The organism is Amycolatopsis sp. NPDC059027 (assembly GCF_042739735.1).
In the GTDB taxonomy this organism is placed as follows: domain Bacteria; phylum Actinomycetota; class Actinomycetes; order Mycobacteriales; family Pseudonocardiaceae; genus Amycolatopsis.
The window spans coordinates 64813-75375 of record NZ_JBHYIK010000018.1; the positions used below are offsets into that span (position 1 = coordinate 64813).

Genomic DNA, 10563 nt, shown 5'->3' on the forward strand with positions numbered 1-10563 from the left:
CCGTGACCCAGCCGACGTCCGCCATCACCGCCGAGGCCAAGGCCCAGGTGACGGCGCTGATCACCGGGATCCGCGAGTCGATCACGAACGCGGTGTCGGAAGCCGCGACCAAGCTCACCGAGGGATTCACCGAGCACGTCAACAAAGAGCTCGGCGAGATGACCGCGAAGTTCAAGGAGACCCATCCCGCGGTCACCGCGGCGGTCACCGACGTCGTCGGGTACGCCGACGCGATCAACACGGCCGCGACCGCGGTGCAGAACACCGTCGGGCAGGTCAAGGACGCGGCCACCGCGATGAAGGAACTTCCCGGCGCCATCAAGGATTTCCGCACCGGGCTCAAGGAAAGCGTCACCGAGGTCAAGGCGCTGGGCAACGATCTGCGGCAAATGGTGCGGGACGCGCCTGGCGCGATCCGCAATCTCGCCACGTCCATCCGGGGGAACCTGACCCAGGGCTTCAACGCCGCGCGGCAGGGTGCTTCCAACGCCGGGGCGGCGATCGGCCGGTTCGCGTCCAGCGCGCGCAGCATGGCCTCGGCGGCCGCCGCCGGGGTGCGGAACCTGGCGCTCCTGGCCGCGGGCTACGCCAGAGCGGCGGCGCAGGCGGTGATCGCGGGAGCGCGGACCGTGGCGATGGCCGTTGCCCAGCGCGTCGTCGCGGTCGCGACCCGCTTGTGGGCCCTCGCGCAGGCGCTGCTCAACATCGTCATGCGGCTCAACCCGATCGGGCTGATCATCACCGGGATCATGCTGCTGGTCGGCGCGGTCATCCTGGCGTACAACAGGAGCACCACGTTCCGGAACATCGTCAACGCCGTGTTCACCGCGGTGAAGAACGTCGTGGTCGCCGCGGTGAACGTGATCCGCAACATCGTCGCGGTGGTGTGGCCCTACATCGCGAAGGTGATCGAGATCGCGGTGACCGCGATCCGGCTCTACGTCACCACGTACTTCACCATCGTGCGCGCGATCGTCCTCGCCGTCTGGACCGCGGTGCGCGCCATCATCGTCGGCGCGGTCAACGCCGTCGTCGCGACCATCCGCGGGATCGGCCAGGTGGTCGGGATCGTCCGGAACGCGTTCGGCCAGGCCCTGTCCGCGGTCGGTTCGGCGATCTCCGGCGTGGTCGGGTTCGTGCGCGCGCTGCCGGGACGGGTGATCGGCGCGCTCGGCAACATCGGCCGGACCCTTTACAGCGCGGGGAAGTCGCTCATCGAGGGCTTCATCAACGGCATCAGGGACATGGCGGGCAACATCGTGTCGGCGATCAAGAACTTCATCGTGGACAAGATCCCCGGGCCGATCAAGAGCGTGCTCAAGATCTTCTCGCCCTCGCGGGTGATGGCCGACATCGGGCGCGACATCGGCGCGGGACTCACCGTGGGCATCGAGGACACCGGCGATCAGGTGGCGGGCGCGATGACCCGGCTGGTGCCGGTGCCCGGCTCGGCGACGATCCGCCCGGCGGTGGCGAATCTGACCACGACGCTGGCCGCCACCGTGGCGGGCCCGCTCGCCCGTGCCGCCCCGGCCGGGGCGGCGGCACCGGTGACGGTCAACGTGCATCCGCGCGCGGGCCAGTCGGAGTACGAGATCGGCCGGGTGGCGGCACGGGAGGTGGCATGGGCGGCGAAACGGTGACCGGCGGCGTGCTCGCCCTGCCGCTGTACACAGTGGACGGCTGGACCGGCAACACCGTGGACGGCGACGGCGTCGAATGGTGGGTGACCAAAGAGGACGGCTGGTCCAGCGGCCCCGGCGTCCGCCTCGAACTGGCCGACCGGCCGCAGCGGGACGGCAGTTTCGACGCGCCGTCGTTCCGCGCGGCACGCGTGATCACCTTGGAGGGCACCGCCGTCGCCCCCGACCCGGACGCCCGCGAACGGGCAAAGGACCGGCTCGCCGCGTTGCTCGCCGACGGTTCGGTGCTGGCCGAGCTGACCGTCCAGGAGCGGACGGTCTCGCGCCGCGCGCTGGTCCGGCTGTCCGCCGGGACGAAGGTCGTCGACACGACGCCGGTCAGCTTCGACTGGTCGGTGCAGCTCACCGCGCCGGACCCGCTGCGGTACGGCGCGGACGTGCACGAGCTGTCGTGCGGGCTGCCGCGTCCCGGGCCGGGGATCACCTTCCCGTTGAAATTCCCGCTCGTCTTCGGCCGGTCGGAGGGCGGCACGCTGGCGATCGCGAACGCGGGCAGCGCGACCGCGTGGCCACTGTGGACGATCACGGGACCCTGTACACAACCGGTGATCCGCAACGATTCCACCGGTCAGTGGCTGGCCTTCTCGCTGAGCCTGTTCGAGGGGGACGCCCTCGTGGTGGACGTCGCCGCCCGGTCGGTCTTCCTCGGCGGGGTGTCGCGCAGGTCCGCGCTGCAGCCGAGGTCGAGCTGGTTCGGGCTGCCGCCGGGGAACACCACCATCGGTTTCGACGCGTTCGACGACACCGCGGCCGGGGCGCTCGGCGTCCGCTGGCGCGACGCCTGGTTGTAGGAAAGGGGAACGGGCATGGCAGAACGGCACGCGGGCTGGGTGGACGGCGTCGACTCGGCCGAGGCACGGCTGATCACCGGCGCGCTCACCCAGGCGCAGGGCACCGGTGACGTGCTCGATCCGCTGCGGGTCCGCTCCGGGCTCCGCGACGGCGGCGGCAACCCGGGAAAGGTGGCCCTTGGCACGAACAAGGTCACCGTCAACCCGTTCCAGGCGGTGCTCGGCGATCCCGCCAAACCCGGGGACGGCCCGTACGTGGTGACCCTCGACGCGGCCAAGGACCTGCCGTTCGGCGCGGCGCACGTCTCGCTGTCGCGCTACGACCTGGTGGTCGCCGAGATCGTCGGTGGTGGTTTCGCGGTGAACATCTACGCGGGCGAGAACTCCGCGAGCCCGGTGCGCCCGGTGCCCGGCGGCTCGCCGTCGCTGGTGCTCGCCGAGGTCCTCGTCCCGCCTGCGGGCACCGCGCCGACGCTGACCGACCGCCGTCAGTTCACCGCGGCGATGAGCGGGATCCTGCCGGTGCGGGGTGACCTCGACCTCCCGCCGGCGGCGCAGGCGCACGGCAGCCAGCTCGTGTACCGGATCGACACCGGGGTTCTCCTGTGCCGCAAGGGAAATGCCTGGGTTCCGTACCGGCCGCCGCGCGGCGACACCTGGCACGCCCCGACCCTGCAGAACGGCTGGGTGAACTACGGCGCCGGGTACAACGACGCCGCCTACACCATCACCGACGACGGCTGGGTGCGGCTGCGCGGGCTGGTCAAGAACGGCAGCATGGGCAAGCCGATCTTCACTCTGCCGGTGGGCTACCGGCCGGTCTCGCGGTGGCTGCTCGGCGTCACCACCAACGCGGACGCGCACGGCCGGTGCGACATCCTGACCGACGGCCAGGTGTTCGCCTACACCGGCAGTCCCGGCTGGTACTGCCTCGACGACATCACCTTCTCGACCTATTAGGACAGTGCATGGGCACGACGTACACGTATCTCGTCACGGATCTGCGGTCCGGCGCGATCCTGGACGAGCTGCCGCTGTCCGGGGTCACCTTCGACAAGAAGCTCAACGACGCCGGCGGCCTGCGGGGCCGGTTGCATGTGGACGATCCGGAGATGCGGCTGCGCGAGCCGCGCGTGCTGACCGAACCGGGCCGGACCGCGATCTACGTCGATCGGGACGGGGACCTGTTGTGGGGCGGGATAGTCTGGACCAGCCGCTACGCCTCGTCGGACGGTGTTCTCGAACTCGGTGCCGCCGACTTCCTGTCCTATTTCGACCATCGGCTCGTGCTCGATCCCGCGGACCTGACCAAGGCCGTGTCCTTCACCGCGACCGATCAGATCGTCATCGCGCAGCGGCTCGTCCAACTGGCACAGTCTCATGTGGACGGTGATATGGGTGTCGGGTTCACCGGATCGGAGTCCTCCGGGGTCGTGCGCACGGTGAGCTACGCGCCCCGTGATCTCAAGTCGGTCGCCGAGGTCCTGCGCGACATGGCGAACACCGACACCGGCTTCGACTTCGCCTTCGACGTCCGCTACGACGCGAGCGGCGAACTGGAACGGTTTCTCCGGCTGGGGTACCCCCGCCTCGGCTCACCTGGCGGGGAACGCGCGTATGTCTGGGAACACGGCGCGAATCTCGTGGATTTCGGCTGGCCGGTCGACGGGGCGAGCATGGCGACCAGGGTGTTCGGCACGGGCAGCAGCGAGCTGCCCGGCGGGCCGGTGATGCGGGCCGATCCCTCGGCACACGACGCGGGCTGGCCGCTGCTGGAGGTCGCCGCGGCGCCGGTCGACACGAAGGACACGGCGATGCTGGCCGCGTACGTGGCCGGAGAACTGGCCGCGCGACGGCGTCCGGTGGTGTTGCCCGAGCTGACGGTGCGCGCCGATCTGGATCCGGTGATCGGCTCCTATGCGGTGGGGGACAACGCCCGCGTGATCATCGACGATCCGTTCTTCGCCGGCGACCAGCTCGACGTCACGGTGCGGCTGCTCGGCCTTTCGGTGACACCCGGCGACGACGCCGGGCAGGAGGAGGTCGTGCTGACCGTGGCACCGTTCCAGGAGCCGTCATGATCTTCCCGCGGAGGCGGCATGGGCAGGGTTAACCAGCCGGACACGCTGGTGTCGGAGCTGCGCGAGATCCAGCGGCGGCTGCGGCTGCTCGAAGGCGGCCACGCGGCCACCGCGGCGATGTTCTCGGCCACCGCGGCGCCCACGCCCTCGGTGGTGCCGTTCCTGCCCGCGCGGCCCGCGGACTGGCCGGGCACGCCCTCGGCGTCCTGGGTCCCGCTGGTGCGGCTGCTCACCGCCCCCGGCGCGCTCCGGGTGGTGGTCGAAACACTGGCGGACGCGGCGGCCACCGGGCAGGTGCGGGTCCTCGTCGACGGTGTCGCGGCGGAGGGTGTGCTGGCCGTGGCCCCGGTGGAAACCCGGTACACGGTCCCGGTCACCGCGGAATCGGCGCTGACCGAGCTGGTCGTCGAAGCCCGCCGGACCGGGGGTAGCGGCCTGGTGCGGGCGGTCGCGTTCGCGGTGTCCTGAAGTGGACAGGCTTGTACCGGGCTCTTGACCGGCGTTGTGGCCGATGCCGAAAGTGTGGGGAACGACATCGTTGTCAGGAGGTGGTCCATGTCCGCGAGACCCCGCACCCGTGCGGCCGGGCTCGTGCTTTCCCTGCTGGTCCCGGCCGCGACGCTGGTTCCCGCCACCGCTGAGGCCGCGCCGGCGGACGCGCTCGATTCCGTCAACACGTTCATCGGCACCAAGGACGACGGGAACACCTTCCCTGGCGCGTCGGCGCCGTTCGGGATGACGCAGGTGAGCCCCATCGGTTCGCACTACGCGGGCTGGCGTTACGACGACACCGCGATCCGCGGCTTCGGGCATTTCTTCCTGTCCGGCGCGGGCTGCTGGGAGCAGGGCGGGCTCGTCTCGACCCTGCCGACCACCGGCGCCGTCGGGCCGGGGGCGGCGTTCGACACGACCAAGCCCGCGACGTTCGACCAGAAGCGGTACGCCTCGCCGTACACCCATGACGGCGAGGTCGGCAAACCCGGCTACTACAAGGTCCGGCTCACCGGTTACGGCGGCATCGACGTCGAGACGACCGCGACCACCCGCACCGGTGTGGAGCGCTACAACTTCGCGAAGCCGGGCGACGCCAACGTGTTCGTCAACGTCGGGCAGGCCAACGACAAGGAACCGGTGACCGCGAGCAGCATCCGCGTCGTCGACGACCGGACGGTCGAAGGCACCGTGGAATCGCAGGCGTTCTGCGGCGGGAAGCCGTACACGACGTGGTTCCGCACGACGTTCGACAAGCCGTTCAAGTCCTCCGGCACCTGGTCGCCCACCGGCGGAACGCCCGGCGGCAAGGAATCCTCGGGCGGCGCGGGCCTGCGCGGCGCGTGGCTCACCTTCGGCGGCGGCCCGGTGACCGCGACCACCGCGATCTCCCAGGTCGACGCGAACGGCCCGAAGGTCAACCTCGCCGCCGAGCGGGTCCGCCCGTTCGACCACGTCCGCGCGGACACCCAGCGCACGTGGCGTCGCGAGTTGTCCACTGTGGACATCAAGGGCGGGAAATCGGACGACCGCACGGTCTTCTACACCTCGCTTTACCACTCGCTACTCCAGCCGCTGACCGGCAACGACGCGGACGGCCGTTATTACGGCTTCGACAAGAAGATCCACCGCGCGGTCGGCTGGACCTACTACGACTTCTTCTCGCTGTGGGACACCTACCGCTCGCAGAACCAGCTCCTCGCGATGCTGCGCCCGGACCGGGCCAAGGACATCGCGAAGAGCGTCCTGGCGATTCACGACCAGGGCGGCTGGCTGCCGCGATGGGCGTATGCGAGCCAGGAGACGAACACGATGACCGGCGACCCGGTCACGCCGTTCCTGGTCGACCTGTGGCGCTACGGGGCCTTGTCCGGCAACGAAGTCAAGGCGTACCAGGCGTTGTTGCAGAACGCGCGCGAGGTACCCCCGGCGGCGTCGCCGTTCCAAGGACGCTCCGGGAATCCCAGCTACCAGAAGGACGGCTTCGTCCAGTACGACCCGAACTTCCCGAAGAAGGGCCAGGACACCGACCCGAACCACGGCGCGTCGGCGACGCTGGAGTACGCGCTCGGCGACTGTTCGCTGTCGATCATGGCGGCAGCGCTGGGCAGGAAGGACGACGCGAAAGCGCTTGCGGAGAAGTCCCGCACTTACCGCACGCTGTGGGACGCCAGCCAGAACGACCGCGGGTTCAGCGGTTTTTTCCGGCCGAAGGTGGCGGGCGGCGGCTGGTTCACCCCGGCCGACAAGCCGTACAACCCGCAGAGCCAGGACGGGTTCCACGAGGGTACGTCGTGGCAGTACCAGTGGCTGACCCAGCAGGACGTCCCGGGCATCACGAAGCTCATGGGCGGCAAGGACAACGTCGGCAAGCGGCTCGACGACTTCTTCGCCTACTCCGACCTCGTGGCCGACCCGGCCAAGACCGTGCGCGAGAAGTGGGTTGTCGGGCCGTACAACTACTACAACCAGTTCCGGTACAACCCGAACAACGAACCTGACCTGCACGCGCCGTGGATGTACACGCTTTCCGGGCAGCCGTGGAAGACCTCCGCGGTGCTCCGCGCGGCACAGACGCTGTTCACCAACGCGCCGAACGGCGTGACCGGCAACGACGACCTCGGTGAGATGTCGGCGTGGTACGTCTTCAGCGCGTTGGGGATCTACCCCGGTGCGCCGGGCACCGGGAACTTCCTGTTGTCCGCGCCGCGGTTCTCGAAGTCGGTCATCCACCTGCAGAACGGACGCGACGTGACGATCGCCGCGGGCGGGGCGGACGGCGCGAAGCTCCAGTACGTCGCCGGTCTGCGGGTCGGCAACGGCTGGTGGTCGTCGCCGAGTGACAAGGCGTACGTCAGCTTCGAGCAGCTCAACCGCGGGGTGACGCTGGACTTCCGGCTCACCACCGACGCCGCCCAGGCCACCTGGGCGACCGGCCCCGGCGGCGCCCCGGCGTCCCCCTGCGCGGGATAGCCCGCTGAACGAAAAGGGGGTCGCCGCGGATACCCGCGGCGCCCCCCCAGACCCCGGGGGGGGGGCCCGCCAGGGGCGCCGCCCCAGGTCGCCCCCCCGCCCCGGGGGCCCCCGCGCCCCCCCGGGGGGGTCTACCCCCCTAAACCCTTGGGGGGGGGCGCGGGCCCCCCCCGCCCCCCCCCCCTTCAGCGTTGCGTGCGGACCGTCATGCGCTCCAGCCGTAGTACCAGCCCGGACCCTGCGGGTACGAGCCCTCGTAGTAGCACTCGGACTTCACCGTGTGCTTCGCGCGATCCTGATCGCAGGCCGCGACGCTCGGGAACGGGCCTTCTTCGAACCACACCTTCGGCGAGGTGACCTGAGTGCTGGTCTCCGGTGCCGCCGCGAAGGCGGGCTGGGCCGCGCCCGTCGCGAGCAGGCCGGCCGCCAGGATCGCGCCGGTCGCGGCGGCCTTGCGCATGCTGAGCAGGGTCATGTAATTCCTCCGCTTTCCCCACAGAATCAAGCAGTGTCGCTCCGGCCAGTAAGCCGGGCACGAAGTGAATCTTCGACGAGATGCTGTACGCGGTCAAGCGATTACCCGTAGTTGTCCCGCCAATGGTCTAGTCCGGTCTGGACCAGTGGTCGTGAGCATCATCACGGGCCCCGGTGTTCCGGTGAGGGCCGTCACGTATCACACTGGTGTTACACACGTCCGACAGCGCTGTTGACGTCCACCCGGGAATCCCGTTTGGACACAGTGAGGTCGGACATGTTCGTGTAGAGCGCCAGTGAGAGTGTGAGACCCACTCAGGAGGAGTCGTGTCCAGCAAGGCCGCTTTAGTATTCCGCGTGGCCGCAGTCGCCGAAGCCCTGTCCTGGGCCGGCTTGCTGATCGGGATGTTTCTCAAGTACGTCGTCCACGCCGCGAACGATGGCGGTGTCCCCGTCCTCGGCATGGTGCACGGCGTCATCTTCGTCCTGTACGTCGTGATCTCCCTCTCCGTCGCGAAGCCGCTCGGCTGGCGCCCGCGCACGCTGGTCCTCGCGCTGTTCTCCTCCATCCCGCCGCTGTTCACCTGGCTGTTCGAGAAGTGGGCGCTGCGCAACGGCAAGCTCGACGGCCCGCAGCGGCTGAGCCAGGGCGGCACCGGCCTCTTCCAGGCGAAGACCCCGGAGACCGCCGCGGCCTGATTCCCCGGTCCCTTTACGGCCCCCGTGAGCACCGCTCACGGGGGCCGTTTCATTCCGCCTCGCGAATAGCCTTTCGGGCGGCACGAACTGTCGGTGTCCGGCAGTACGCTCGCTGTGACCGGTTCCGAGGGGAGAGGTGGCCCATGAAATTGACCAAGCTGGCGGGCGTGGACTGCATAACTGGTTCCGACTGCGCCAGAGTGTCGCTGACGGAGTGGGGGACGGTCGCCGTCCAAGGCGATGTTCTGTTGCCTGAGGGCGACGTGCGGCCTGGCCGGGGCGAGGCCGTAGTGGAAATTCCGCTCAACCTACTTCTGGAGGCGGCTCGTGCGGCGCGGTGAGGAGAAACTGAGGTCGGGCGACAACTGGCTGACCGGTGATGCCTGGGCCGCCCAGTGGCAGAACTTCAAGCGGAGCGCGTGGCGGCTGGAGACCTTGCCCGCTTACAAGGTTGGCCCGGAAGAAGGTGGACTCGAGCGCTTCCTGGCAACCGGTGAGGCCGAGCCACCCACACACTGGTACGAAGAGTTGCGGGAGCACGCCGCGGCAGGCCGCACGGTCGGCCGAGTACACACGCTTACCCCACCGCTCAGTGACTACCTGCGGTGGGAATTCACGGCCTACCCGGGCAGTGTCGATGCCGGTGAAGACGTCCGCATTCTCGACTACTCGCGAACGCCGAATCCGGGGCTGCCTGACCAGGACTTCTGGCTGTTCGACGACGAGGTGGTCGTCTTGATGCACTACGAGGCCGACGGCACGCAGGTCGGGCGGGAGCGGCTGGTCGACGTGGACCCGGCGCCCTACGTTCGGTACAAAGAGCTGGCGATCCAGCACAGCGTCCCTTTCCTGGAGTACGTCGCGAAGGACTGATGTTCGAACCCGAGAGTGCCGCGGCTGGTCAGCTCAGCCTCGCGGAAGCCCTGCGCACCCTGCGCAGGGCTTCTGGGCTGTCCGGTGAACGGCTGTCCGACAAGACCGGCATCAGCCAGTCCAAGATCTCGAAGATCGAGACGGGCAAGCTCGTGCCCAGCATCACGGACGTGGAGCAGATCGTTCACGCGCTCGGCGTTGACCGTGGATACGCCGGTGAACTGCTCGCGCTGGCGCAGTTGGGCACTACCGAGTACGAGTCCGGCCGCGCCAAGAGCAAGCTCGGCTGGGGCAAGGTGCAGGACCGGCTCGCCGCGATCGAGCGGTCCGCCACCGAGATTCGATTCGTCCTCCCGACTATGATCACCGGCCTGCTTCAGACCGCTGAATACGCGTCGGTGGCGGTGAACGCTCCGATCGGACGGCAAACGTCCGAGGCGGTGCAGCGGGAGATCGTCGCGCGCAAGCTTGATCGCCAGCGAATCCTTTACGACACCGGAAAGCGGTTCGACTTCCTCTTTACTGAAGCCGCCTTGCGGTGGCGGCTTTTGTCCGCGCCGGGAATGGCGATCCAGCTGGACAAGGTGGTATCATTCGCCGCACTTTCGAGCGTTTCGGTTCAGGTCATTCCGCTCACTGTGACCATGGCCGATGCACCGCTCGAAGTGTGTGTGATCTATGACGACCGCCTCGTGACGATCGAGACATCCGCCAGTGGGCTGGCGTTGCGCGATCCGCGGGACATCGCGTTCTACCGGGCGCAGTTCGACTACTTCTCCTCCTGCGCGCTCGGCGGTGAAGCTGCCAGAGAGTTCATTTCCGGCATTGCCGACGAGTTCCGGCGCGAGTCGGCCTGAATGAGGTTTCTCGCTGAGGTTGTGGCCACGTCATGAGGTGCCGGGGTGGTGGGGGGGGGGGGGGGCGGGGCGGGGGGTCGGTGTGGAGGTGGGCGGGATGCGGCGTGCGTGGGCGCGGGGC

10 protein-coding genes are annotated in these 10563 nt (G+C 69.1%); 9 read left to right on the top strand and 1 reads right to left on the bottom strand.

What is annotated here, in order from left to right; all coding sequences use genetic code 11:
* Positions 1-2: 2 nt before the first annotated feature.
* The 6 genes from ACFWY9_RS14940 to ACFWY9_RS14965 all read left to right on the top strand — a co-directional run bounded on the left by ACFWY9_RS14940 (position 3) and on the right by ACFWY9_RS14965 (position 7539).
* On the top strand, positions 3-1643 hold the full coding sequence (locus tag ACFWY9_RS14940) for a hypothetical protein (protein WP_378331109.1): 1641 nt from the start codon (positions 3-5) through the stop codon (positions 1641-1643).
* Positions 1625-2494, top strand: a complete 870-nt coding sequence (locus ACFWY9_RS14945) for a phage distal tail protein (protein WP_378331110.1) — start codon at positions 1625-1627, stop codon at positions 2492-2494. Before ACFWY9_RS14940 ends, ACFWY9_RS14945 begins: the two co-directional genes overlap by 19 nt.
* 15 nt (positions 2495-2509) lie before the next feature.
* On the top strand, positions 2510-3454 hold the full coding sequence (locus tag ACFWY9_RS14950) for a hypothetical protein (protein WP_378331111.1): 945 nt from the start codon (positions 2510-2512) through the stop codon (positions 3452-3454).
* 8 nt (positions 3455-3462) lie between these two features.
* Positions 3463-4575, top strand: a complete 1113-nt coding sequence (locus tag ACFWY9_RS14955) for a hypothetical protein (protein WP_378331112.1) — start codon at positions 3463-3465, stop codon at positions 4573-4575.
* Positions 4576-4593: 18 nt separating this feature from the next.
* Positions 4594-5043, top strand: a complete 450-nt coding sequence (locus ACFWY9_RS14960) for a hypothetical protein (protein ID WP_378331113.1) — start codon at positions 4594-4596, stop codon at positions 5041-5043.
* An 87-nt stretch (positions 5044-5130) separates the two neighbouring features.
* Positions 5131-7539 (top strand): GH92 family glycosyl hydrolase, encoded by a 2409-nt coding sequence (locus tag ACFWY9_RS14965; RefSeq protein WP_378339060.1) that lies wholly within the window; start codon positions 5131-5133, stop codon positions 7537-7539.
* Between the two features lie 205 nt (positions 7540-7744).
* Here the strand turns inward: ACFWY9_RS14965 and ACFWY9_RS14970 are convergent, their stop codons facing one another.
* Entirely contained in the window at positions 7745-8014 is a 270-nt protein-coding gene (locus ACFWY9_RS14970) for a hypothetical protein (RefSeq protein WP_378339061.1), read from the bottom strand.
* Positions 8015-8340: 326 nt separating this feature from the next.
* Between ACFWY9_RS14970 and ACFWY9_RS14975 the strand changes: the two genes are divergently transcribed.
* The 3 genes from ACFWY9_RS14975 (at position 8341) to ACFWY9_RS14985 (ending at position 10442) form a co-directional block, all read left to right on the top strand.
* Complete coding sequence (locus ACFWY9_RS14975) at positions 8341-8712, top strand: DUF3817 domain-containing protein (protein ID WP_378339062.1); 372 nt, start codon at positions 8341-8343, stop codon at positions 8710-8712.
* Positions 8713-9039: 327 nt separating this feature from the next.
* Positions 9040-9585 (top strand): DUF6879 family protein, encoded by a 546-nt coding sequence (locus ACFWY9_RS14980; RefSeq protein ID WP_378331117.1) that lies wholly within the window; start codon positions 9040-9042, stop codon positions 9583-9585.
* Complete coding sequence (locus ACFWY9_RS14985) at positions 9585-10442, top strand: helix-turn-helix domain-containing protein (protein WP_378331118.1); 858 nt, start codon at positions 9585-9587, stop codon at positions 10440-10442. Before ACFWY9_RS14980 ends, ACFWY9_RS14985 begins: the two co-directional genes overlap by 1 nt.
* Positions 10443-10563 lie beyond the last annotated feature (121 nt).